17 protein-coding genes, 1 pseudogene and 1 riboswitch are annotated in these 25,050 nt (G+C 42.0%); of the genes and pseudogenes, 9 read left to right on the forward strand and 9 right to left on the reverse strand.

The genetic code is table 11. The features are described from left to right. Positions 1-91 precede the first annotated feature (91 nt). A complete protein-coding gene (locus N1I86_RS05725; RefSeq protein WP_048622711.1) occupies positions 92-994 on the reverse strand; it encodes a LysR family transcriptional regulator in 903 nt (300 codons plus the stop codon). Positions 995-1,326: 332 nt separating this feature from the next. On the opposite strand from N1I86_RS05725, the gene gltB reads away from it, so the two are divergent. Together gltB and N1I86_RS05735 are read left to right on the forward strand one after the other, a co-directional pair. Next, the gene (gene gltB / locus N1I86_RS05730) at positions 1,327-5,943 is read left to right on the forward strand and encodes a glutamate synthase large subunit (protein WP_341095387.1); all 4,617 of its coding nucleotides are present in this window, start codon (positions 1,327-1,329) and stop codon (positions 5,941-5,943) included. Positions 5,944-5,963: 20 nt separating this feature from the next. Next, the gene (locus N1I86_RS05735) at positions 5,964-7,436 is read left to right on the forward strand and encodes a glutamate synthase subunit beta (RefSeq protein ID WP_270583038.1); all 1,473 of its coding nucleotides are present in this window, start codon (positions 5,964-5,966) and stop codon (positions 7,434-7,436) included. Positions 7,437-7,494: 58 nt separating this feature from the next. Here the strand turns inward: N1I86_RS05735 and argF are convergent, their stop codons facing one another. Beyond that, positions 7,495-8,448: an ornithine carbamoyltransferase gene (argF, locus tag N1I86_RS05740; protein ID WP_270583037.1), complete on the reverse strand. Its 954-nt coding sequence runs from the start codon at positions 8,446-8,448 to the stop codon at positions 7,495-7,497. 185 nt (positions 8,449-8,633) lie between these two features. Beyond that, positions 8,634-9,679, reverse strand: a protein-coding gene (locus N1I86_RS05745) for an IS630-like element ISBs2 family transposase (protein WP_076611651.1) whose coding sequence is annotated in 2 segments (ribosomal slippage) — positions 8,634-9,173 and positions 9,176-9,679 — 1,044 coding nt in all. Because the reading frame shifts where the segments join, the coding sequence is not laid out codon by codon here. A 180-nt stretch (positions 9,680-9,859) separates the two neighbouring features. Here N1I86_RS05745 and N1I86_RS05750 point away from each other — a divergent pair. From N1I86_RS05750 to N1I86_RS05780, 7 genes are all read left to right on the forward strand, one after another. Continuing rightward, positions 9,860-10,366 (forward strand): acyl-CoA thioesterase, encoded by a 507-nt coding sequence (locus N1I86_RS05750; protein WP_003353846.1) that lies wholly within the window; start codon positions 9,860-9,862, stop codon positions 10,364-10,366. A 550-nt stretch (positions 10,367-10,916) separates the two neighbouring features. Beyond that, the gene (gene mreBH, locus N1I86_RS05755) at positions 10,917-11,921 is read left to right on the forward strand and encodes a rod-share determining protein MreBH (protein WP_003353847.1); all 1,005 of its coding nucleotides are present in this window, start codon (positions 10,917-10,919) and stop codon (positions 11,919-11,921) included. A 275-nt stretch (positions 11,922-12,196) separates the two neighbouring features. Beyond that, positions 12,197-12,300, forward strand: a riboswitch (SAM riboswitch). Positions 12,301-12,382: 82 nt separating this feature from the next. After that, positions 12,383-14,245: a bifunctional homocysteine S-methyltransferase/methylenetetrahydrofolate reductase gene (locus N1I86_RS05760; protein WP_341095392.1), complete on the forward strand. Its 1,863-nt coding sequence runs from the start codon at positions 12,383-12,385 to the stop codon at positions 14,243-14,245. After that, positions 14,220-17,672, forward strand: a complete 3,453-nt coding sequence (gene metH, locus N1I86_RS05765) for a methionine synthase (RefSeq protein WP_341095395.1) — start codon at positions 14,220-14,222, stop codon at positions 17,670-17,672. The genes N1I86_RS05760 and metH overlap by 26 nt, the downstream gene beginning before the upstream one ends. 51 nt (positions 17,673-17,723) lie before the next feature. Then, positions 17,724-17,900, forward strand: a complete 177-nt coding sequence (locus N1I86_RS05770) for a hypothetical protein (RefSeq protein WP_003353850.1) — start codon at positions 17,724-17,726, stop codon at positions 17,898-17,900. 263 nt (positions 17,901-18,163) lie between these two features. Beyond that, on the forward strand, positions 18,164-18,730 hold the full coding sequence (locus N1I86_RS05775; protein ID WP_048622703.1) for a beta-class carbonic anhydrase: 567 nt from the start codon (positions 18,164-18,166) through the stop codon (positions 18,728-18,730). A 266-nt stretch (positions 18,731-18,996) separates the two neighbouring features. Beyond that, a complete protein-coding gene (locus N1I86_RS05780) occupies positions 18,997-19,401 on the forward strand; it encodes a thiol-disulfide oxidoreductase DCC family protein (protein ID WP_341095397.1) in 405 nt (134 codons plus the stop codon). Positions 19,402-19,622: 221 nt separating this feature from the next. Here N1I86_RS05780 and N1I86_RS05785 read toward each other — a convergent pair whose 3' ends face one another. The 6 genes and pseudogenes from N1I86_RS05785 to N1I86_RS05810 form a co-directional block, all read right to left on the reverse strand. Continuing rightward, positions 19,623-20,984, reverse strand: coding sequence for an IS4 family transposase (locus N1I86_RS05785; protein WP_003353499.1), 1,362 nt, complete (start codon positions 20,982-20,984; stop codon positions 19,623-19,625). 182 nt (positions 20,985-21,166) lie between these two features. After that, complete coding sequence (locus N1I86_RS05790; protein ID WP_003353855.1) at positions 21,167-21,337, reverse strand: hypothetical protein; 171 nt, start codon at positions 21,335-21,337, stop codon at positions 21,167-21,169. Between the two features lie 191 nt (positions 21,338-21,528). After that, the gene (locus tag N1I86_RS05795; RefSeq protein ID WP_003353856.1) at positions 21,529-22,878 is read right to left on the reverse strand and encodes an oligosaccharide flippase family protein; all 1,350 of its coding nucleotides are present in this window, start codon (positions 22,876-22,878) and stop codon (positions 21,529-21,531) included. Positions 22,879-23,185: 307 nt separating this feature from the next. Beyond that, a pseudogene (locus tag N1I86_RS05800) lies at positions 23,186-24,077 on the reverse strand (SDR family oxidoreductase). 75 nt (positions 24,078-24,152) lie between these two features. Next, the gene (gene rraA, locus N1I86_RS05805; RefSeq protein ID WP_341095402.1) at positions 24,153-24,632 is read right to left on the reverse strand and encodes a ribonuclease E activity regulator RraA; all 480 of its coding nucleotides are present in this window, start codon (positions 24,630-24,632) and stop codon (positions 24,153-24,155) included. A 103-nt stretch (positions 24,633-24,735) separates the two neighbouring features. Further along, positions 24,736-24,900, reverse strand: coding sequence for a helix-turn-helix domain-containing protein (locus N1I86_RS05810; protein ID WP_234395441.1), 165 nt, complete (start codon positions 24,898-24,900; stop codon positions 24,736-24,738). Positions 24,901-25,050 lie beyond the last annotated feature (150 nt).

A 25,050-nucleotide genomic window follows, 5' to 3' on the forward strand; every position in this document is an offset into this window, starting at 1 on the left:
CCTTCCTAAACAAATCGGCGATCAGCCTTTCAGAAAGGCGCTTGATTAAAAGGAACCAAGAACAGAGCCTTTCTCTTTTTCCCCCTTCATCCTAAAAACTAAATTGATTCAACCGTTCATAATATTGTTTGAGAAAATCAAAAAAGAGTTTTTCCGTTGGCGGAAGATCTCGGCTTTTCGGGTAAATAACCCCTACTGTCCTGGTTATGATCGGATCGCTCACCGTGATGCTCACGGTTTCAGGGCTGGATTGTTCATCAAGCGTTGACTCCGGTAGAAGACTAATCCCAAGCCCCGCTTCCACTAAGCCTTTTATCGTATAGATATCTTCGCTTTCGAATGCGACATCAGGCTCAAATCCTACTTGCCGACAAGCGTCCATCACCATTTTTCTCATATCGTAACCTGTTTGAAACAGTACGAATGGCTCTTTTCTCAATTCGTAAAGCCGAATTTCTTTTTTTTGGGCCAAAGGATGATGAAACGGGAGTAGAGCTCTCATCCTTTCAGAAAAGAAAATATGGGTGTTTATTTTGGAATCCGTCGGAACCGGTGAAACAAACGCCAAATCAATTTCCCCGTTTTCCACCAGTCCTCGCAATTCCTTATTGGATCCTTGCCAAAATTTAAATCCAATCTCCGGATATTGTTTTCTAAATGCGGATATTACTCTCGGCAGCGTTTTAGCGGCCAATGAATTAGGAAAACCAATTCGGATCATTCCCTGTTTTGGATTTAAGTAGTCTTTGACTGCTTTAACCGATTTGTCGATCTCCTCCATTGCATTTTCAATATGTTCTAAAAAAATTTTGCCTATATGAGTTAACTTGACATTTCGACCATCTCTGGCAAACAAAACGACTCCGAGCTCATCTTCCAGCCGAGCGATCTGTCTGCTCACCGCCGACTGAGCAACATGAAGCTGATTGGCTGCCTCAGTCACATGTTCTTGCTTGGCCACTTCTATAAAATATTTAATTTGGCGCAGTTCCAATCTTCTTCTCCCCTTTTCTTTTTTTCATGATCTGTCGTAAAATTCCCGTCTATCAAGCAAAAACTATATTAATATCAAAATTAGATTGTTTTATTCTTAATTATATATTGTTAGCATTAATAAAGAAATATACAATATAAGTACTGTTATCTGAAAAATAGAAACAATTTAAATTTACCTGCTTTTAACCGTCCGCAAAATTTCCACCTTCAAAGCTCAAAATCCGCGGGTGACGAAAAAATCAACTTTTAAAAATCATCCGCATAAGCCCACCGATGGAAATTTTTTAAGACCTGCTCAGTAAATCTTTTCACAAAATGGGGGTGCAGCCGATGAAACACTATGGCTATCCAAAAGAACAAGGTCTGTACAATCCGCAAAACGAACATGACGCTTGCGGAATCGGATTTATAGCAAATATAAAAGGAAAACCTGCTCATTCCATTGTAAAGCAGGGTATATACATGCTGTGCCAATTGGAACACCGCGGTGGCCACGTGAATGAAAAAACGGGAGATGGAGCGGGAATTATGCTTCAAATCTCGGATTCATTCTTTAGAAAAGAATGCGAAAAGCTTAATATTCATTTACCAGAAATGCATAAGTATGCAGTAGGAATGTTATTTATGCCACAAAACCAATCCGAACGGGAACGCGCTAAATCGCACATTGAACGGATTGTTGGCGAAGAAGGACAGTCGCTGCTCGGATGGCGTGAAGTTCCAACCGATTCTTCCGTCATTGGCGAAGGCGCTTTAAAAACGGAGCCTTTCATCATGCAATTGTTTATCGGGCAAAACGAAGAGATCCAATCGGAACGAGATTTTGAATTAAAACTATACATCATTCGAAAACGTATTGAACGAGCGATCGCAGAGGATCCGGCAATTAACGGCAGCTTTTATGTTCCGAGCCTGTCGACAAGAACGATCATATATAAAGGAATGCTTCTTCCGGAGCAGATCGATCAATACTATCTGGATCTTTCCGACGAAGCCTATACTTCTGCTTTCTCCCTTGTTCATTCTCGATTCAGCACCAACACATTCCCCAGCTGGGAGCGTGCTCATCCATACCGTTATTTAATTCATAATGGAGAAATCAATACCCTGAGAGGAAATGTGAACTGGATGCGTGCCCGCGAAAAGGCAAGTTACTCTAAAGTGTTCGGGGACAACTACGAAAAGATTTTGCCTATTATCGACGAAAGCGGTAGCGATTCCGCCATGTTGGATAATACACTTGAATTCTTGACATTATCGGGCCGTTCGCTTCCTCACGCTGCGATGATGCTGATTCCGGAACCATGGGATCATGATAGGCAAATGGAAGATCCAAAGCTTGCTTTCTATGAATACCACAGTTGCCTAATGGAGCCTTGGGATGGGCCTACTTCGATCTCCTTTACGGACGGTCGAAAAATCGGAACCATTTTGGACCGCAATGGACTGCGTCCTGCCCGCTATTATATAACGGAAGACGATTTAATCATCTATTCTTCTGAAACAGGAGTCGTACCTGTCGAAGAGGAAAAAATCATTTCCAAACAAAGCTTAGACGCGGGGAAAATGCTTTTGATTGATCTTGAAGAAGGCCGCATCATTTCCGACGAAGAGATCAAAGCAAAAATTGCTTTTGAAAAACCTTACCGCAAATGGCTCGACGAAAATCTTGTCCACCTATCCGATCTAAATGATTTCGAACCGGTGGAAACGCGTTTAGAATCCGAAAAAATTGTAAAATGGCAAAAAGCCTTTGGCTACACGTATGAGGAACTGACGAAAAATCTTAAATCAATGGCGACGGAAAAAAAGGACCCGATCGGATCCATGGGATATGATGCCCCGCTCGCCGTTTTGTCGGAACGTCCTCAGCTTCTCTACAATTATTTTAAACAACTGTTTGCACAAGTGACGAACCCTCCGATTGATGCCATTCGAGAAGATATTGTGACTTCAACCATGACGCTCCTTGGCAGAGAAGGAAATCTTCTCGAGCCTTCCGAACAGAGCTGCCGGAGAATTCGGCTTGAATCACCTATTCTTTCTGAAAAAGATTTAGCTGCTTTAATCGGCAATCGGTTTAAAGAATTTCGTGCGAAAACTCTGTCTATTTTATTTGACGCTTCTTCCCCTCAAGCCCTTGAACCGGCTTTAGACAGGCTGTTCCAAGAAGCGGAAGAAGCAATTGAGGAAGGGTATTCGTTGTTAATTTTATCCGATCATGGAGTGAACGAAGATTTCGCTGCCATCCCTGCTTTGCTCGCAGTCAGCGGTCTTCATCATCACTTAGTGCGAAAAGGGCTTAGAACGAAAGTAAGCCTTATTGTGGAAACGGCTGAAGCCAGAGACACTCATCACTTTGCTTGTTTAATCGGATACGGAGCAGATGCAGTTCATCCATACCTTGCCATTTCGTCTATTGAAGACATGGTGGAAAAAGGCATTATTAAAGAAATAAACGCTGAACAAGCCATCAGCAACTATTTGCAAGCGAGCATCGACGGGGTTGTCAAAATCATGTCGAAAATGGGTATCTCCACTGTACAAAGCTATAGAGGCGCCCAGATTTTTGAAGCGGTTGGCATCGGAAAAGAAGTAGTGGACCGCTATTTTACCGGTACCGTTTCTCCATTAAGCGGGATTACGCTTCATGTGATTGCCGAAGAAACCCTGCTCCGCCACCGCCAAGCATTTCATAAAAGTGAATTCCAGGATACTTCCCTTGATTCCGGCGGAGAATTTCAATGGAGAAGAACGGGAGAAGCTCATGCTTTTAATCCGAAAACCATTCATACTTTACAACAAGCAGCACGGCAAAATAGCTATGAACTATATAAAAAATACTCAAAAATGATTTCAGAAGAACAAACATTTTTCCTTAGGGGTCTTCTCGATTTCAACTTTGGCAAAAGACCCGCAGTTCCTTTAGACGAAGTGGAACCTGTCGAATCCATTCTCAAACGCTTTAAAAGCGGTGCCATGTCGTACGGTTCCATCAGTAAAGAAGCTCACGAAACGCTGGCGATTGCGATGAACCGCATTGGAGGTAAAAGCAACAGCGGCGAGGGCGGCGAAGACCCTTCTCGTTACACGCCGGATGAAAACGGAGATTTGCGCCGGAGTGCCATCAAACAAGTGGCATCGGGACGATTTGGCGTAACGAGTCATTATTTAGTGAACGCCGAAGAAATTCAAATCAAAATGGCACAAGGCGCTAAACCGGGTGAAGGAGGTCATTTGCCGGGAAAAAAAGTATACCCTTGGATTGGGGACGTTCGTGGTGCCACACCCGGAGTCGGACTTATTTCTCCTCCTCCTCACCATGATATTTATTCTATCGAAGATTTAGCCCAATTGATTTACGATTTAAAAAATGCAAATCCGAAAGCTCGCATCAACGTGAAATTAGTTTCCAAGAGCGGTGTAGGAACAATCGCAACCGGCGTGGCCAAGGGGCTTGCCGATGTCATTTTGATTAGCGGATATGAAGGCGGCACAGGCGCATCGCCGAAATCAAGCATTAAAAATGCCGGAATTCCTTGGGAAATCGGTCTTGCCGAAACACATCAAACCTTGCTGATGAACGGTCTCCGTGATCGCGTAACCCTTGAAACAGACGGCAAAATGATGACAGGCCGAGATGTCGTCATCGCTGCTCTTTTAGGCGCTGAAGAGTACGGATTTGCCACTGCACCTCTTGTCGTGCTTGGGTGCATTATGATGCGGGTTTGCCATATGGATACTTGTCCTGTAGGAGTGGCAACCCAAAATCCAGAACTGCGAAAGCGATTTTCCGGTTCGCCTGATCATATCGTGAATTACATGCACTTTGTCGCCCAGGAAATCCGCGAAATTATGGCACAATTGGGATTCCGGACGATGGACGAAATGATTGGACAAAAACAATTCTTAAAAGTTCATGAACGGGCCAAACGTCATTGGAAAGCCAAATATCTAGATTTGTCGCCGCTTCTGTATGTACCGGAAGAAGCAAAGCATCAATCCCAGCACAAAACGCAGAACCAAAATCATCAACTTGAAAAAACGCTTGATCTTCAAAAGTTGGTTCCCGCTGCTCAACCTGCAATCGAATGGAAAAAACCTGTAAAAGGAAGTTTTCCAATTCGCAATATCAATCGGGCTACCGGAACCATTTTGGGATCTTTGATTACCCAAAAATACGGAGCTGAAGGTCTTCCTGAAGATACGATCCAATTTACATTCAAAGGTTCGGCCGGACAAAGTTTCGGTGCTTTTGCTCCTAAAGGGTTGACATTAGCGGTAGACGGAGATGCCAACGATTACTTTGGAAAAGGCTTATCGGGAGGAAAACTGATTGTTCGCCCTGATTCATCTTTCAGCCTAGTTCCGGAAGAACAGACTATCGCAGGAAATGTTTGCCTGTATGGAGCGACCGGCGGTGAAGCTTATATCAACGGAAAAGCCGGAGCCCGTTTTGCCGTTCGAAATTCCGGAGTCGACGTAGTGGTCGAAGGTGTAGGAGACCATGGCTGTGAATATATGACCGGCGGCAATGTCGTCATACTCGGCGATGTTGGGAAAAACTTTGCAGCCGGAATGTCCGGCGGCGTCGTATATATCTATGAAAAAACGCCTGGATTGACGAAACGTCAATGCCGAGAATCATCTCTTCTGTTTGAATCGTTGTCAAAAGAAGATGAAGACTTAGTGAAATCTCTTATAAAAAAACACGTTGACTACACAAACAGCCCGTTGGCCAAACGAATTCTCGACAATTGGAGCAAAACATCCGGCCGCTTTATAAAAATAATTCCTAAAGAATATAAAGAAATGAAACAAAAAATCCAACATTTCATTTTGGAAGGAAAGACGCAGTCTGAAGCTGAATACGCCGCTTTTCTTGAAAGTACTGTCGAAAAAAAGACCATATCTGACAATCAGCGAATGATAGAAGCCATCAATTAGTAGAGAAAGGGGTTAGAAGCATGGGAAAAGCAACAGGTTTTTTGGAATATAAAAGAAAAAAAGCACCGGAACGTGATCCAAAAGTTCGCATCAAGGACTGGAATGAGTATCAGCTCCCTTTCTCCGAGAACGAATTAAAGATTCAAGCCGCCCGCTGCATGGATTGCGGAACCCCCTTCTGTCATACGGGAATGGAATTAAGAGGGATGCCTTCCGGCTGCCCTCTTTATAACTTAATCCCCGAATGGAATGATTTGGTATATCAAAACCGTTGGCAGGAAGCATTAGAACGGCTTTTGAAAACAAACAACTTCCCTGAATTTACCGGACGCGTTTGTCCTGCACCTTGCGAAGGATCATGTACTGTCGCCCTTTCCGATGATCCGGTGGCAATCAAATCTATTGAAAAAGCGATCATTGACAAAGGATTCCAGGAAGGATGGATTAAGCCAAACCCTCCCAAAGTGCGTACGGGGAAAAAAGTGGCCGTAGTCGGATCAGGTCCTGCCGGTCTTGCGGCTGCCGATCAGCTGAATAAAGCTGGTCATACGGTTACCGTATTTGAAAAAGACGATCGTGTCGGAGGATTGCTGACATACGGGATTCCTTCCATGAAGCTTGAAAAATCTACCGTAGACAGACGCGTGAATTTACTGAAACAAGAAGGCATTACGTTTGTGACAAACACGGAAATCGGAAAAGATATCAGCGCCGAAGAACTAAAGGAATCGTTTGACGCAGTCCTTTTATGCGCCGGCTCTCAAAAACATCGCGACATATTAATAGAGGGCCGTGAATCAAAAGGCATTTATTTTGCCATGGATTATTTAACGAAAAGCATTAAAGGATTGTTGGACGGAACAGAAGTGATTTCCGCGGAAGGAAAAGATGTTATTGTCATCGGCGGCGGAGATACGGGAGCTGACTGTGTAGCAACGGCTTTGCGTCAAGGAGCCAAAAGCGTCGTCCAATTTGGAAAGCATGAAAAAATGCCTGATTCACGATTGGAACGCAATCCATGGCCGGAATATCCGAATACTTTTAAATTAGATTATGCCTATGAAGAAGCCGCTGCGGTTTTCGGAGAAGACCCACGCGAATATTTAATTCAAACGAAAAAATTTGTGGCTGATGAAAATGGCCATGTGAAAGAATTGCATACGGTTCAAATGGAAAAAACCTATCATGAAGACGGAACCTATACAATGAAAGAAATTCCGGGAACGGAAAAAGTATGGCCGGCTCAACTAGTATTAATTGCCATTGGATTCACCGGAACTGAACCAAAACTTCTTGATGCCTTTCAAGTAGAAAAAACAAGCCGGAATACTGCGAAAGCAAAATACGGCCAATATACAACGAACGTGGAGGGCGTGTTCGCTGCCGGAGATATGCGCCGCGGGCAAAGTTTGGTCGTTTGGGCCATTCACGAAGGCCGTGAAGCAGCTCGAGAAATCGACCGTTATTTAATGGGAGAGACTTTTTTGCCATAACCTGAAATACGCACAAAAAAGAGGCCGACCTTTAAGTTCGCCTCTTTTTTTGTACTTTTTAATCTTGCAATAAACTATAGAGAACAGCTTTCTGAGCATGCAAACGATTTTCCGCTTCTTGGAAAACGATGGATGACGGCCCATCCATAATGTCCGCGGACACTTCCTCTCCTCTGTGAGCCGGTAAGCAGTGCATAAATTTACAGTCCGGCTTAGCATATTGGAAAAGTCCTTGATTTACCTGATAAGGAATAAATATCTTCCTTCGTTCTTCCTGTTCTTTTTCCTGTCCCATGCTGACCCACACATCTGTGTAAATAAAATCTGCTTCTTTCACTGCTTCTTTCGGATTTTCTAAGTAGGTAATACAAGCCCCCGTTTTTTCTGCCAATGCTTGTGCTTTTTTCATGACTTGCGGGTCAGGCTCGAATCCTTTCGGAGTCGCCACAACACATTCCATTCCTGTCAAAGCCGCCCCTATCATTAAAGAGTGGGCAACATTGTTTCCATCTCCTACATATACTAACTTGACCCCTTTCCACCCTCCTTTCCATTCGTAAATCGTCAACAAATCTGCAAGCGCTTGACAAGGATGTGATAAATCCGTCAATCCGTTGATGACAGGAATGTCGGCTGCTTTCGCCAGCGCCTCGATTTTGTCATGTCCGAACGTCCGGATCATGATCCCATCCAGATATCTCGACAATACTTTTCCTGTATCCTCGATTGTTTCTCCTCGTCCTATTTGAGTATGCTGCGAATCCAAAAACATTCCATGCCCCCCGAGCTGGATCATGGCAGCTTCAAAAGAGACTCTCGTACGAGTCGAATTTTTTTCAAAAATCATCCCGAGAATTTTCCCTTTTAAACTTTCAGAATAAGCGGAAGGATTTTTTTTCATATCAGCTGCTAATTCTATAAAATAAGAAATTTCATTCGGAGTAAAATCAGCAAGAGTCAGTAAATCTTTTCCTTTCAATTGTTCGGCTGTCACCGTATGAACGATTGCCATTTATAAACACTCCCTTTCCAATGTACTATCCTTTTTTGAACGTTTTTTTAATTGATCATGTCAATATTAAAAACTTTCGTAAAATAAAAACCTTTATAATTAATATTTATACACAATAAAGAATGAAAATACAATCCTAAATATCGTATTGCAAAAAATTTATTTATATAAGTTGAATTAAAGATTTACAACTGAACACACAAACGATCGATCGTTTGTTCTGGTTTCTGGTTGATTCGCTGAATAAAGGCTTGGACATTCTTTCTAATTTCTTGCACACTCGAATAGAACACGTTGTAAATCACGTCTGATTTCAGCCATTTCCATAGCCCTTCAATCAAGTTCAATTGCGGACTGTATGGTGGCAAAAAGACGAGCTCTAACCGATCTTCGTGTTCTTTTAAAAATGGCTGAATGAGTTTGGCATGGTGAATTCGAGCGTTATCTAAAATCATCACTATTTTGCCTGTGGGATAGCGTTCTAACACAAGTTGAAGAAATCGAAGAAATGTTTCCGCGTCATAGCATTCTTCTTCGATGCAAAACACTTCCCCTGTTTCGTAGTTCAACGTGCCAATCAGCTTCAGCCCTTGATGTTTTCCAAACGTCGGAATGATTCGTTGTTTTCCTTTGACAAACCATGTTTTTTGAATCGCTTGGTAATCACGAATCATCGACTCATCTTGAAAGAGGACATGGGCGATGTTCCCATCTACCAGTTTTTTTTTACTTCAGGGAAGGTGATTTCGACGAATTCTTTTTGTTTCTCTTCATCGGCATTGGCTAGTGTATAGGTCGGTTTCGTATAGCTTAGCCCTAACCGATGCAGAATGTCACTTGTTCCGCGAAGCGTGTATGTTGGCCCCCACTTTTGTTGAATGAGTTCAGCGATTATCGCAAGCGTCCAATTATATTTTGCTTCGAATCCCACATCTACGGGGAGCTGATGTTCAATGATCAAAGCCAGCTCTTTTTCCTGCTCAGGGGTCAATCGACGTGGGGCGCCAGGTGAGTATTTCATCTCCAGTCCATCAAGACCGCGCTGGGCGTAGGCATGAATATAGTTATAAATAGTTTTCTTGGATCGACCAATAATCGTTGCGATTTCTCCTTTGGTATATCCCTGCAAATGAAGATAAATCGCTTGGTAGCGTTCATATGCTCGTTTACTTTTTGCTTCTTTCATGGCAGTGGACAACTTTTCGATCTCGTCTTTGTGATTTGGCATCATATTTTCTCTCCGTTCCCCTATTTTCTCTTTGTATTTATTCGCCGTGGAACGGGAGAAAACCTTTATTTCAATTTATATAGATAATAAAATCAAAATGCATTGTTCGTAAGTTTCATGTTAAGATTATAAGTGAACGTAACATTTTATTAGCAACTCAATAGTCCACGAGGTGAAAGATTCATGAAAAAGAAAATACCAATGCGTGATACTCTAACAGTCAAAACAAGTTTTGTCCTTCCACCGGATACAAACCAACATGGTACTTTATTCGGCGGAAAGTTGATGGCATACATAGACGATATCGCCACTATAACCGCAACTAAATTTGCAAGAAGACCGGTTGTAACTGCTTCAACGGACTCCGTAGATTTCCTTAAACCAATTAACAGCGGTGACTCTGTGACATTAGAAGCTCGAATCACATATACTGGTCGGACAAGCATGGAAGTATTCGTAAAAGTAACATCCGAAAATTTATTAACGGGTGAAAAAGCAGTTGCGGCTCTCTCTTTCTTAACTTTTGTTGCCCTTGATGAAAACGGAAAACCGACAGAAGTGCCTGAAGTGGTTCCGGAATCTGAAGAAGAAAAATGGCTGAATGAAACAGCTCTCAATCGGGCAGAACATCGGAAAGCACGGAAACTTCACAGCCAAGAACTAGCTGAATTTTTCTCCAAAATGGAATAAGTAATTTTTCAAAAGGCCGGAGTTCTCCAATCCTTCAATCTTGATACTATACTACACTTGCTCTCCGCTCACATTTCTACGAGGAACTCCGGCCCTTTCCTTTTTTTTTCGGCTCCTCCAAAACCGTGAAACATAGTCCTACAATCCTCCTAAGTCGGAATAAGCTCATTAGATTTATAGAATAGTCCGATTTTCATTCTTTAAAAATGGCATTTCAAAATGATAAATGCCTCTATTAACGTAAACACGTCCTGAAGAAAACTTGAATGGCGAAATTCTGCTGCGACATTCTTTTACATAAAGTTACAAAGATTAAGTTTTATAAACAACAGCAAGCACATTCCCCCCTCTCCTTATGTCGAAAATGCTGATAGATTCGTTCATCCCGCCATTGTTACAAATCTTCTACATTTGTAACAACATATTTTGACAATAAAACCCATATACTTTTCAACAAAAAAACTTGTATACTTTTATAGGATAAAGACGATATGATTCTTCTGAACATGCGTCAAATTTGTTTGGCTTATTCGAAATGGAGGTATAAAAGGTGCTTTCTCAAGATATTGGAATTGACTTAGGCACGGCCAATACCCTTGTATATAGTAAAAATAAAGGAATTATTATAAACGAACCCTCTGTAGCAGCGATTGATATACATACGAAACAATTATTGGCAATAGGTTCAGAAGCAAAAAAAATGATCGGAAAAACCCCCGCCAACATTTCCGTTATTCGTCCATTAAAAAATGGTGTTATTGCTGATTTTGAAGTGACAACGGAAATGCTAAAAAGCATCATGAAAAAAGTGAACAAAGCGCTTGGAATCACCTTGCGAAAGCCGAATGTCGTGATCTGCGCCCCATCTGGAGCGACAACAGTCGAAAAAAGAGCGATTGAAGACTCTATTCGAAGCTGCGGAGCGAAAACCGTCCATTTGATTGAAGAACCGATTGCAGCGGCCATCGGAGCAGATTTGGCGGTAGATGAACCGATTGCTAATATGATTGTCGACATCGGTGGAGGCACTACTGAAGCGGCCATTATTTCCTATGGCGGAGTGGTGTGCAGCAATTCGATTCGAATTGGCGGAGACAAAATGGACGAAGATATCATTCAATATGTACGGAAAGAGTACAACCTGCTAATCGGCGAACCGACCGCAGAAATGCTGAAAAAAGAAATTGGATATGCGCCCATCGATCATGATATCCAAGAAATGGAGATTCGCGGAAGGGATTTAGTAACGGGACTCCCCGAAACGATTACTATTACTTCCTTAGAAATTCAGAAAGCGATAAAGGAAACCGTTTTACAAATATTAGAAACAGTTCGTGCTACGCTGGAAAATTCACCACCGGAACTTAGCGGTGACATTGTTGACAGAGGAATTATTTTAACAGGAGGAGCTTCCCTGCTGAACGGTTTAAAAGAATGGTTGGCAAGCCAGATGATTGTCCCCGTAAACCTCGCACCAAGTCCGCTCGAATCAGTCGCCATTGGTACAGGCCGGTCTTTGCATGTCATCCCTCAGTTAAAAAAAGTAAAAAATTAACGCTTGTTAAAGAAGTCTGTCTCTCCGATTAAAAAAAGCAGGTCCTCATCCCTCCTGCTTTTCGGAGACAGACTTTTTTTCGATCTTATTAAGCCCCTCATATAAACCTTCTTTAGAACGCCGTAGATAAGACTTTTCTGATTTCTTTTCTTCAGAATGAATGATTTCAGCTAGCTTTTGAACATGCGATCTGCCAAAAATTCTCTTGACCGCTGCCTGAAGAAAAGCTATTATTAATTTAATAAATCTGAAAATACGAAAAAAATTTCATAGATTTCTTATCAAGAGAGGTGGAGGGACTGGCCCGATGAATCCTCAGCAACCAGCCGAATTGGCCAGGTGCTAAATCCAGCAAACTTTCGAGTTTGGAAGATAAGAAGGATCTTTTTGGACATCATCCATCAAAAGCCTTCTTACGGAAGGCTTTTTTCATTTTATCCGTAATGAGAGGAGGAACACGCATGGGATTTTTGGATCGATTGAAAACAGAGATTTTAACAGCCGATGGCGCAATGGGCACGCTCCTCTATTCATATGGAATTGACTATTGTTATGAAGAATTGAATATTACCAAGCCAGAAATCATTTCCAAAATACATGAAGAGTATATTCTTGCCGGGGCCGATGTCATCCAAACCAATACTTACAGTGCCAACGCTGTAAAACTGCGTCGTTACGGACTGGAGGAAAATGTCAAACAAATAAATAAAGCGGCTGTCCGTCTTGCCAAAAAAGCTGCAGCTGATCATGGAACGTTTGTTTTCGGTACAATTGGGGGCATTCGCGGCTTCCGTAAAGATACCTGCTCACTGGCTGATATAAAAGAGGCCTTCCTAGAACAAGCAGAAAGTTTATTGAATGAAAATCCAGACGGACTGCTTCTCGAAACTTACTATGACTTTGAAGAATTGACAACCGTCTTAAAAATAGCTCGAAAATTAACAAACATTCCAATTATCGCTCAAGTGTCCATGCATGAACCCGGTGTCCTTCAAAACGGTCTATCTCTGAATGAAGCTCTCCACCGTTTGGAAGATCACGGGGCAGATCTGGTGGGTGTGAACTGTCGACTTGGACCTTACCATATGATACAAGCACTTGAAAAAGCTACATTGCCCAAAAAAGCGTATCTTTCCGCTTATCCTAACGCCAGCCTGCTGGATGTGAAAGACGGTCGAGTGATCTATGAATCGGAAGCCGAGTATTTCGGAAGAGCGGCGGTAAAATTGCGCAATCAAGGAGTCCGTCTTATCGGGGGATGCTGCGGCACAACGCCGAAACATATTGAAGCCGTCAAAAAAGCATTATCAGGCCTTTCTCCCATTCATCAAAAATCGGTGAAACCTGAAAAACCGATCATTGTAAAAGAACCACCGGCACCGCTCGATCCCCCTCTTCACGAACTAGCGAAGAAAAAACGGACGATTATCGTAGAATTGGATACTCCGAAACATTTGGATACTTTTCAATATTTTAAAGGGACTCAAGTACTTAAAGAAGTCGGAATCGACGCGCTTACAATGGCCGATAATTCGTTGGCTTCACCGCGGATCAGCAACATGGCAATGGCGGCTTTAGTAAAGGCCAACCAGCATATTCGCCCGCTCGTACATATAACCTGCCGAGATCGCAATTTAATAGGACTGCAATCGCATTTGATGGGCCTCCGCACCCTAGGTATTCATGATATTCTTGTCATTACAGGCGATCCGACAAAAGTGGGTGACTTTCCCGGTGCCACAAGCGTATACGACGTTTCCAGTTTGGAACTGATTTCATTAATTAAGCAATTGAACAACGGGATTTCTTTTTCCGGGAAACCATTAAAACAAAAAACTCATTTTTCCGTTTCCGCTGCTTTTAATCCGAATGTCCGCGTACTGGAAAAAGCAGTCAAACGGATGGAAAGAAAAATAGAATGCGGAGCCGATTCGTTTATCACACAGCCGGTTTTTACAAAGGAAAAAATAAAAGAAATTTACGAAGCAACGAAACACTTAAATGTCCCTATTTTCATCGGAATTATGCCATTAACAAGCCTCAAAAACGCAGAATTTTTGCATAATGAAGTGCCAGGCATAAAATTATCCGATGAAATTATAGAGCGAATGAGAGCATTCGACGGAGATAAAGAAAAATCCCAGCAAACGGGAATTGAGATCGCCAAAGAATTAATCGATACTGCTCTTCGGTATTTTAACGGAATTTATCTCATTACTCCTTTCCTTCGTTATGAAATGACAGCCGATTTGGCTCGCTATATTCGGGAACAAGATGCAAAAAAGGGAGAGACTGTCCATGCCGAAATTACAACATCCAATTGAACACGAACTAGAAAAACGAATCCTCATCATCGATGGAGCAATGGGAACCATGATTCAGCAAGCCGGCCTTACATCGAACGATTTCGGAGGCGAGCAGTATGATGGCTGTAATGAATTTTTAAACATCACAGCCCCTCATGTGGTCGAATGGATTCACCGCTCTTATTTGGAAGCCGGTGCCGATGTTATTGAAACCAACTCATTTGGCGGAACACCGCTTGTTCTGAATGAATACAATCTCGGCGATAGAGCTTATGAAATTAACCGCCGAGCAGCCGAAATCGCCAAAAAAGCTGCTGCCGAATTTTCAACACCCGAAAAGCCGCGTTTTGTGGCTGGTGCTATGGGGCCTACGACCAAAACGTTATCTGTAACCGGCGGCATCGATTTTGAATCGCTCAGCAAGCATTTTGAAATCCAAGCAAGAGGTCTGATTGACGGCGGCTGCGACCTGCTCCTTCTTGAAACCGGCCAAGATATGCTCAACGTTAAAGCCGGTTTTCTAGGCATACAAAGAGCTTTTAAAGCAACGGGGAAAACTCTTCCTTTGATGATTTCAGGCACGATTGAACCAATGGGGACTACATTGGCCGGCCAAAACATCGAAGCTTTTTATCTCTCTTTAGAGCATATGAACCCTTTGTCTGTTGGATTGAACTGTGCAACAGGACCGGAATTTATGACGGACCATATCCGTTCACTCTCGGGGCTGGCTCAATCATTTGTCAGCTGTTATCCAAATGCGGGATTGCCGGATGAAGAAGGAAAATATCACGAAACTCCAGAATCCTTATCCAAAAAAATTGCCGGGTTTGCTGAGAAAGGATGGCTAAATCTAGTGGGCGGCTGCTGTGGAACGACACCAGAGCATATTCGAGCGATCAGCGAAGCCGTCAAACCGTACCCGCCCCGAAAACGGCCGAATCAGCCCCACGGCCATGCCGTATCAGGCATCGAACCACTTATTTATGATGATTCGATGAGGCCTCTTTTTATCGGTGAAAGAACGAATGTCATTGGTTCTAGAAAGTTCAAGCGGCTGATTATCAAAGGAAAATATGAAGAAGCGTCCGAAATTGCCCGCGCTCAAGTCAAAGGCGGGGCCCACGTAATCGATATCTGTCTCGCCAATCCGGATCGAGACGAACTAAGCGATATGGAAAATTTTATAAAAGAAGTAGTTAAAAAAGTAAAAGTCCCGCTTGTCATCGATTCCACCGATGAAAAAGTCATCGAAAAAGCCCTTACCTATTCACAAGGCAAAGCGATCATCAACTCGATCAATTTGGAAGACGGCGAAGAACGATTTGAAAAAGTCGTTCCCCTGATCAAAAAATACGGTGCAGCGGTGGTGGTCGGCACCATTGACGAAAAAGGAATGGCCGTGACAAGAGAACGAAAATTAGAAATCGCTGAACGATCTTATGATTTATTAGTTCATAAATGGGGACTTCAACCGGAAGATCTCATTTTTGACCCGTTAGTTTTTCCCGTGGGAACCGGGGATGAACAATATATCGGATCAGCACAGGAAACGATTGAAGGAATCAGGCTAATAAAAGAAAAACTGCCGCGCTGCTTGACCGTTCTTGGCATCAGCAACGTCTCTTTCGGCCTCCCTCCCGTCGGACGAGAAGTATTAAACGCCGTTTTTCTCTACCATTGCACCCAGGCGGGGTTAGATTACGCCATCGTCAATACCGAAAAGCTGGAGCGCTATGCATCTATTCCGGAAGATGAAAGACATCTGGCCGAAAAACTGCTGTTTGAAACCAATGATGACACACTGGCTGCTTTTACCGCATTTTACCGTGACAAAAAGAAGGAACATAAAGTTCAAGAACTTCCGAAAACAGTAGAAGAACGTCTTCGCTATTATATAGTCGAAGGTACAAAGGAAGGTCTTATTCCTGATTTACAAAAAGCACTTGAAATATTTGAAACGCCTCTGGACATCATCAACGGACCATTGATGGACGGAATGGCGGAAGTCGGCCGTCTTTTTAATGACAACCAGTTGATTGTCGCTGAAGTATTGCAAAGCGCTGAAGTAATGAAAGCAGCCGTTGCCTTTTTAGAACCGTTCATGGAGAAATCAGACAATGACAGCGGAAAAGGAAAAGTCTTGCTGGCCACCGTTAAAGGCGATGTCCATGACATCGGCAAAAATTTAGTCGACATCATCTTAAGCAACAACGGTTTCAAAGTCATCGACTTAGGTATTAAAGTAGCTCCTTCTGAACTTATTCAAGCAGTTCAAAAAGAACAACCCGACATTGTCGGTCTTTCCGGTTTGCTCGTAAAATCTGCCCAACAAATGGTGATGACCGTTCAAGATATGAAGCAAGCTGGAATCAACGTACCGGTGCTAGTCGGCGGTGCAGCACTTTCCAGACGTTTTACCGAAACGAAAATATCGCCTGAATACGAAGGACCTGTTTTGTACGCGAAAGATGCCATGGAAGGTCTTTCTCTTGCCAACCGTCTGCAAAATGAAGAAGAAAAGCAAGATCTTTTACTGGAGCTTGAAGCCCAGCAAGTCAAAAGAGCAGAAACGGAACGGAAAAAAACATCCATTCAATCAGCCGCTGTTGCGGTCATGGAAAAGACAAGTAAAACTGTGCGTCAAGATGTACCGGTATTTGTGCCAAGAGACACGAAAAAACATCTTTTCGTTGATTATCCCATTGCGTATTTGAAGCCTTACATTAACTTGCAAACATTGATCGGACACCATCTTGGTTTGAAAGGGAAAGTAGACAAAATGCTTGCGCAAGGCGACGAAAAAGCAACGGCGTTAATGGAAATGATCGATGAGTTTCTTTTCTCAGGTATTTTAAAACCAAAGGGAATGTATCAGTTTTTCCCGGCCCAATCGGATGGAAATGATGTGATCATTTATGATCCCGCCGATCAAAAGACGGTGATAGAACGTTTTTCCTTCCCTCGTCAAAAGAAAGAACCATATCTTTGTCTTGCCGATTATTTAAAACCAAAAGAAAGCGGATTGATGGATTATGTCGGTTTGTTCGTCGTCAGCGCCGGATTTGGTGTTCGTGATAAAGCGAATGAATGGAAAGCAAAAGGAAAATTTTTAGCAAGCCATGCGCTGCAGGCGACAGCGTTGGAACTGGCAGAAGCGTTTGCCGAACGCCTTCACCAAGAAATGCGTGATTTCTGGGGATTTCCGGATCCAACTGATTTTACTATGAGAGACAGATTTGCGGCCAAATATCAAGGACAACGTTATTCTTTTGGTTATCCGGCCTGTCCTAATTTAGAAGATCAAAAGAAATTATTTCGCCTTCTTCAACCGGAAGAAATAGGAATACATTTAACCGACGGCTATATGATGGAACCGGAAGCTTCCGTGTCTGCGATTGTTTTTGCCCATCCGGATGCCCGCTACTTTAATGTAGAATCATGAATATTTCCTGCCTCTTTTCTCCATATTAAAAAGAAAAGGAGTTAGGAATAAATGGCGAAAGGCAAGCGCAAGGATCATCCTCTTATCCCTAAACAGCCGGCATATGGCATCCATTCTGATATTAATGAATACGCTCCGGGAGACTCCGTCAATGAGCATTCGGATCAAGAAGCTGCCAATGAACTAATCGGCAGATCAGAAATCGGCCAGCAAAATGAAAATTTGTAAAAGAAACAGCTTCCGGTAGTTTCCGGAGCTGTTTTCTTAATGAACATGGCCGCATATTCGTCTTTCTTTTTCACAAACCTAAAGCTTCTTTTCAAAAGCGGATTTTACCCTTCCGAGATGGTTTTTCGTCGCCGCATTCTCCTTCCATTTCCTGAATTAAGTTGCATTCCTTTTTTCTTCCCATTCATTTACAAAAACTGTTCATTCCTAGTTATTTCCGTTAAAATAAAAGAGTATCAAATCATAACCGGGAGGGGTTCATTATGTCATTATTGGATGACATTCTATCATTTAACGAGAAGTTTGTTGAAAATAAAGAATACAAAAAATACGAAACATCCAAATTTCCAAATAAGCGGTGCGTCATTTTAACTTGTATGGATACACGTTTAGTAGAACTGCTTCCGAAAGCGCTGAACATAAAAAACGGCGATGTCAAAATGGTGCGCAGTGCCGGCGCTCTTGTAGACGAACCTTTCGGAATGGTCATGAAAAGCTTACTAGTAGCTGTTTACGAACTGCAAGCGGATGAAGTATTCGTGATCGGCCATTACGATTGTGGAATGGGTGCATTAAAAAGCAAAACCATCTTGGCGGATATGAAAGAACGCGGCATTAAAGAAGAAACGTTCTCGACATTAAAACACGCTGGAATCGATCTTGATCACTGGTTGAACGGGTTTGAAAGCGTAGAAAAAAGCGTATCGGAAAGCGTACATATGATTAAACGGCACCCGTTGTTTGCAAATGATATTCCTGTTCACGGACTAGCCATTGATCCATCGACAGGAAAACTAGATTTGATTATTAACGGCTACGAAAATGTTTGAACAGAAGCAGCTCTTTTATTCGAATAACCATTTGCCTCAGCGTTTTTCAAAATAAATCGTTGGCAGTCGGGGATCTTTCTCCGGCTGTTTAGGATTCAAGCTGCTCTCTTACAGATCAACCATTTCGATCCATTTGTTCACCAAAATATGTTATCCTTAAGAGAAAGAAGCGCAAGGAGAAGTCAAAATCAATCAGCTCCATGTTTGAAGACATCACTGATGGAAATCCATTCCAGACAGTTATGAAATGAAGGAGAGCGATCCTCATGGTTTTAAAAGACCGCTGGAAAATCGTCGTATTGTACGACGGCTGGTGCGGACTTTGCACTGGTGTTGCCGATAAATGGTCCAAACTTGATTGGTTCTCGTTAATCGAATTTCGGTCCTTTCGCGATCATTATCAAAAGGAACGTATTGCGCTTGATAAACTGGCGACAGAAATGCATGCTCGGCTGAAAAACGATTTTCGATATGTAAAAGGGTTTGACGCATTTTGGCTAATGGCCAAAAGAACTCCATCTTTATGGTTATTTCTTCCATTCTTCTATATTCTGAAGGCTAGCGGATTAGGCGAATGGGCATACAAAAAGATCGCCAAAAAAAGAAAAATCGTCCCAGATTCGCTTTGCCATGGCGACGTTTGCGAAAGACCCTCTAAAGGAGACGCTTAAATAAACCTCCCCCATCTCTTCATGCCGGTAGTATTTCGAATCGCCGTTTTATTGCCCTAACCATTAAGAACGTTTAATAGGACTTTTCTACAAAAGAACCATCCGCTATAGGTTGACGTTTCTCCTAGATATTTATCATTCCTTTTTCAAATGCTTTTCTTGTTACCCAAGCTGGATCCAAAATGAGTGCTTTGAAAACATTCTTTTTATTTTTTAGTAACTCAACTTTCGCACACAGAAATATGAAGACAGTCCTTGATATAACGAGGTAAAGAAGTAATCCAATTGGACAGTTGACACTGAAAAATGTCCATACTCAAATAAACCTTAGCTTCAGCCAAAGTTTGGAAAAGAGAAATCAATTGTAGTAAAGCCGTTTTAAAGTCCATCTCCTTTACTTCGTCACATAGAAACAAGAATAAGTTGCCCATGGTCTTCGGATCCTCTTCTTTCCGAAGTTGCCAAGCAATCAAGATATACCGAGTGAAGACAATGGTAGTATGGCTAATCATCATGTCATAGGAACGACCTTGAAACTCTTTGGCTAAATGTAAAAACGATTTACTGAATTTAAAAAAGGTTTCAATGTCCCAACGCATCCCATAGATTCGAACGATTTCTTCATTAGACAGCGTGGTATCTGTACTCAAAATGGCTAGCCATTCACTTTGGTTGTTTCGATTCCGCACAAACACGATTTTCACTGGTAAACCCGTATGAAGGGTTGCGTGAATCGAGCCGAGTGTTTCTTTTTTGCCAATGTCTCGTTTCGCTTTTCGATACAGTTGTTCCAAGGTTAAACGTTCTCCGTTGAAAAGATACCGTTGTTTCAGCTGTTTGACCATACCAATGACAAAAAGGCCTTTGGAGTGAATCTTCTCCACCAACGGGGCATGAGTAAACCATGTATCCATGAGCACATAATCAGCGAAAATTCCTTTATCCAATGCATGTTCTACTAATTTCAACACCATGTTTGGTTTTGCTTCCAATGCCTCGAGCCGTCGTTTGTAGCCTGTGGTTCGTTTATCAATGGACGAATGGATTTCGTTCAAGCGATTCTTTTGGTTCGCTGAACTCAAAAGAGCGAAATCGATAGGTACAAATGTAAAGCCATCGGACCATCCGAGCGTTAATAGTTGAAAACCATTGACAAACTGACGAGTGGAATGATCGAATACTTTAGCTAGAAGCTCAACCGATTTACTACGGTTACGAGAATAAATCGAATCGTCTACAATAAACACGGTAACACGGCGCTTCGAAATCGTTTGTTTCACACGACGAATCACTTCGGAGCTCAGAGATAGTAAAAAGGTTCTCCAGTTATACGTAGACGAGTTCAAAAAACGATAAATGGTATCTTTTCCTGGTAAATCGGCAGCCTTTTTGCTTTGTAAGGCGTGGTACCAGTTTCTGTATTGAAAAACAAGAAGAAATAATAGTTGAAAAATCGATAAACAAGAATAACCACAAGCCTTGATAATTCCTGCTTTTCTTAAATGATTACCAATTTGTAATTCAGAAAATCCGTCTTTTATTTCTTTTGGTAATTGCGCAAAATACTCTTTTTTCGTTATCATAATGGTGACACCTTTCTTTCTTTGGTTTTTGGTTTGGTCACCAATAGTTTACCAAAAGAAAGAGGTGTCTTTTTGTTTTTTAGACGAATTTTTTCAGTGTCAAGTGAATATGAGATACCCAAAGAAACCTATCAAATCAAGGATTATTCATAAATTTTTCACTGCGAAAGTTGAGTTAGTAACTAATCGAAAATAATTTTCAATCCCAAACCGGCAGGAAATTCATGTAAAATAACGTTAGATATCCCCTCATTATCTTTCGAAAGGAGCGACGCGGCATGGCGTTTATGTGGTTTACGGTCATTGGCTTTATCGTCATTTTCATCGGCTTTTTCGGCAGCTTTCTGTTCCATGAACTCCGCCAAGTGCTCAATTCCAGTGATGCTTCACGCATAGATAAAATTCCTGAATCATCAAGAAACATAAAGAGTATGTGAAGAAACTATACGGGAAGCCGATTTCATTTTTATTAATACCAAACTCGGCTTTCCTTGTTCTTGTTTTCCAGAACCAAATCGATTTCAACTTTTTGCCCAACAAACAGCTAGGCTCTTCTGTTGCCCCAGTTCATTTCGGAAAGAGAACTTTGCTTTTTTGAAAAAGAAATGTGCAGCTTTTTATATATGGTGGTGTAATGAAGAAAAGCAAGCAATACTGCTTCAATATTCATGCCGATAATGACTCCGGCCATCTGCAAGTGACTGTTTGATCCAAGCCAAAAAATAAATAAATTGGAAATGAGTGTTGACCATACCGAATGATAAAATGCGTCTTTCACTAAATTCATGCCAATTAAAAAAGCCTGCATAGGGATCGCCAAATAAAAAAATAAAAAATAAGGGATCATCAACTGCAAGTAGTAATAAGCCAGCAAAGAAGTGCCAAATAGTTTCGTTAACGCTCCGCCGTAAAAATACAAAACAAACGATACAGCCAATCCGTACAGCATAGTGATGACAATAACATGTTTCAATAGTCCTTGCAATTTGCCGATTTCCCCTCTAGTATATGCTTCGGAAACAGTCGGAACGAGCATGACGAGCAAAGAATGAGCGATAAAAGCGGGAAAAAAACCGATCGTCGACGCAACTCCAGCCACCATACCGAATTGTGCCGTAGCCGTTTTCTCTTCAACACCTCCCAACATTAAAGCATATGAAATGAGAAAAGGCTGAATGGCATTAATCACCGAATTAAAAATGCGCATCCCCGTAGTCGGCAATGAAATTCCCAATAACTTTTTGGTAACGGTTTTTCTCGCCATTTCTTTATAAGGAATATTTTTCATCTGCCTCATGTAGAGAACATAGGCACGCATAAGATATAAAAACACCACTATTTCACTGGCTATCAATGTTCCCAACGCTACTAATATTGATGTTTCCCGATCAAAATCAAAAAAGCGGTATACAACGACCAGCAATAGCAGCTGAAAAAACTTTCGCACAAAATTGGCGAACGCAATCTTTCTCATTTGCTGTATTCCCATGAAATATCCTCTTGCAACAGAAGTAAAGGAAATAACGGGAATGAGAATAAGCGTCAGCCAACGAATCATCGGATGGTAACCGTGAAAAACGGGAAAAAACGTAAAAACAATCACAGCGGACAGCATTAAAACACTGGTGGTAACCGTCGCCAGTCTCATGGCATGCTGGAGAGTACTCCTATGATACTCCCTCTGTAGTTCCGCAATATATTTGGAAACAGAAACAGGCAGTTCTAAGCTGGCAATTACGACAAAAAGAAATACGGAAGGCAAAATCGCCATGTATTTCCCCATCCCAATTTCACCAAGTTCTTTTGTCAACACCATATTCGTTAAAAATTCAAGCGTTTCCCCAAAAAATGCTGTCACTGCCAGGATCAATGTTCCTTTAAAAAATGAAGTCATACGTCCTCTCCTTCTCTAACCCCTGTCCACTATTGAACATATGACCGCAAATAGAAAAAAAGAACAGCTGTCCAAAATCTATCAATCTATGATCCGAAGAAAGTTGTGTAGTGGCCCCTTTTGCTTTTAATACATATGAAATCGAATATTCACAAATGGTTCTATTTTTGAACCAACTGCTACTCTTTGGTGTGAAAGTGTATAAAAAACAAACGGATAATCTTCCTGATGTCTAATACACAAAAAAGAAAGCCCGCATTTCAGCGGACTTCCCACACTTTTTCCAGTTTTGTTTCACAGTAAAGAATTATGATCCCGTTATAATACCGCCATTGACATGGACCACTTGACCTGTCACATAACTGGAATCATCGGATGCCAAAAAGACGTAAGCGGGCGCTAATTCAAATGGCTGTCCAGGACGCCCCATCGTCGAGTCTTTTCCAAATTTCGTCGCCACATATTCCGCCGAGTAGCTGGAAGGGATCAGCGGTGTCCAAATCGGCCCCGGAGCAACCGCATTCACTCTAATCCCTTTTCGAACTAAATTTTTGGCAAGGGCGCGTGTAAATCCTACAATCGCTCCTTTTGAAGCTGTGTAATCCAGCAAAAGATCGTTTCCTTCATACGCAACCACAGAGGCTGTATTGATAATGGAGCTTCCTCTTTTCAAATAATACAGCGCCGCTTTTGTTAAATAAAAAAAAGAATAAATATTTGTTTTAAACGTCAAATCCCATTGTTCCGACGTTATATCAAGAAGGCTATTCTGCGGAAATTGAACAGCATGGTTATTGACTAAAATATCACGTTTTCCAAACGCATCAATCGCTTTACCGATTACTTCGCGGCAATGCCTTTCATTTTTCAAATCTCCCGGAATCAAAAGACAGCGACGTCCGGACTCTTCGATTTTTCTTTTTGTACGAAATGCGTCTTCGTTTTCATATTCAGCATAATAGGCGATGACTACATCCGCTCCTTCTTTTCCAAACGCAATGGCCGCAGCCGCTCCGATTCCGCTGTCGCCTCCGGGGATAACCACCGTCTTATTCTTTAATTCCCCGCTTCCTCTATAATTCGACGCCGGGCTGAATCGGCTGATGCTGTGGTGGAATACCGAATATTTCACCCTTATTCCTTCTCCAATCCGTTTCTGGACTGAATAGTTGGCGATCATAGGGATGTCCGTACATCATCATCAATCCCCCATTCCATAGGCTGTTATCTTAGTTTATGACCGACCGGAAAAAGAGTGACCGCCAAAAGAAGCCTTATACAAGCGGACGTGGAGACAATACTACTCCATCTTCGTCAGCATACACATAATGACCTGGAACCCATTCTACTTCCCCGAAATGAAGAACAATATCCCGTTCCCCTTTTCCTTCTTTTTTACTTTTCACCGGAATGCTTCCTATTGCAAAAACCCCAATTTCTAGTTCGGCAAGATCGGCGGTATCCCGCGCGCAGCCATTAATGATCACACCCGCAAGCTCACGATTTTGGGCAATTTCACCTAAGCGGTCTCCCAACAAAGCACAGTTCCTAGAGCCACCCCCGTCCACTACGAGTACACTCCCTTTCGGAACGGATTGAAGTGCTTCCTTCACTAAAACATTATCCTCAAACACCTTTACCGTTGCGATCGGGCCTGAAAAACGCTTTTTTTTGCCATAAGAATGAAAGGCCAATTTGCATGCTTGCAGCTCTTCATTGAACTCATCCCAAAGATCGGCTGTTTTAAATGTCATTTCCTTCACCCCTAAAATTATGTAATATTCTTTATAATTCGACATTTTTAAGAAAATTCCTTTTATGGACAAAAAAAATAAAAGCCAATCAGCAAGAAAAACATTAAATCTCTAATTCTCCCATGATCATAAGAGCTTGAATGGCCAATAAAAGATGAAAATTGCCGACGGGATCGCGAAGTTCTTGATCAAGCAATGTTTCAATTTTATGAATGCGGTATCTTAAACCGCTAACGGATAAAGATAAATCAGCAGCCGTTTGTTCCAAATTCCCCGTTACAGAAAACTTATAAAAAGTTATAATTTCCTACAACTTTTATGTTTCATTACTTCTTCATCGTGTCTGCTTTCACGTCTATCTATTAAACAGATCGCTACTTGCATTTGGTGTAACACTCCAAAGTCGTAAATTCCCGAC

Source organism: Bacillus sp. FSL W8-0116 (genome assembly GCF_038003825.1).
In the GTDB taxonomy this organism is placed as follows: Bacteria; Bacillota; Bacilli; order Bacillales; family DSM-4216; genus Bacillus_O; species Bacillus_O smithii.

Bases quoted from the DNA above. Each gene is read 5' to 3' on its own strand.
- gltB (WP_341095387.1), top strand. From the start codon at position 1,327: ATGAAACACTATGGCTATCCAAAAGAACAAGGTCTGTACAATCCGCAA.
- N1I86_RS05735 (WP_270583038.1), top strand. From the start codon at position 5,964: ATGGGAAAAGCAACAGGTTTTTTGGAATATAAAAGAAAAAAAGCACCG.
- argF (WP_270583037.1), bottom strand. From the start codon at position 8,448: ATGGCAATCGTTCATACGGTGACAGCCGAACAATTGAAAGGAAAAGAT.
- N1I86_RS05750 (WP_003353846.1), top strand. From the start codon at position 9,860: ATGAAAAAGAAAATACCAATGCGTGATACTCTAACAGTCAAAACAAGT.
- N1I86_RS05760 (WP_341095392.1), top strand. From the start codon at position 12,383: ATGGGATTTTTGGATCGATTGAAAACAGAGATTTTAACAGCCGATGGC.
- metH (WP_341095395.1), top strand. From the start codon at position 14,220: ATGCCGAAATTACAACATCCAATTGAACACGAACTAGAAAAACGAATC.
- N1I86_RS05770 (WP_003353850.1), top strand. From the start codon at position 17,724: ATGGCGAAAGGCAAGCGCAAGGATCATCCTCTTATCCCTAAACAGCCG.
- N1I86_RS05775 (WP_048622703.1), top strand. From the start codon at position 18,164: ATGTCATTATTGGATGACATTCTATCATTTAACGAGAAGTTTGTTGAA.
- N1I86_RS05780 (WP_341095397.1), top strand. From the start codon at position 18,997: ATGGTTTTAAAAGACCGCTGGAAAATCGTCGTATTGTACGACGGCTGG.
- N1I86_RS05785 (WP_003353499.1), bottom strand. From the start codon at position 20,984: ATGATAACGAAAAAAGAGTATTTTGCGCAATTACCAAAAGAAATAAAA.
- N1I86_RS05790 (WP_003353855.1), bottom strand. From the start codon at position 21,337: ATGGAACAGAAAGCTGCCGAAAAAGCCGATGAAAATGACGATAAAGCC.
- N1I86_RS05795 (WP_003353856.1), bottom strand. From the start codon at position 22,878: ATGACTTCATTTTTTAAAGGAACATTGATCCTGGCAGTGACAGCATTT.
- rraA (WP_341095402.1), bottom strand. From the start codon at position 24,632: ATGACATTTAAAACAGCCGATCTTTGGGATGAGTTCAATGAAGAGCTG.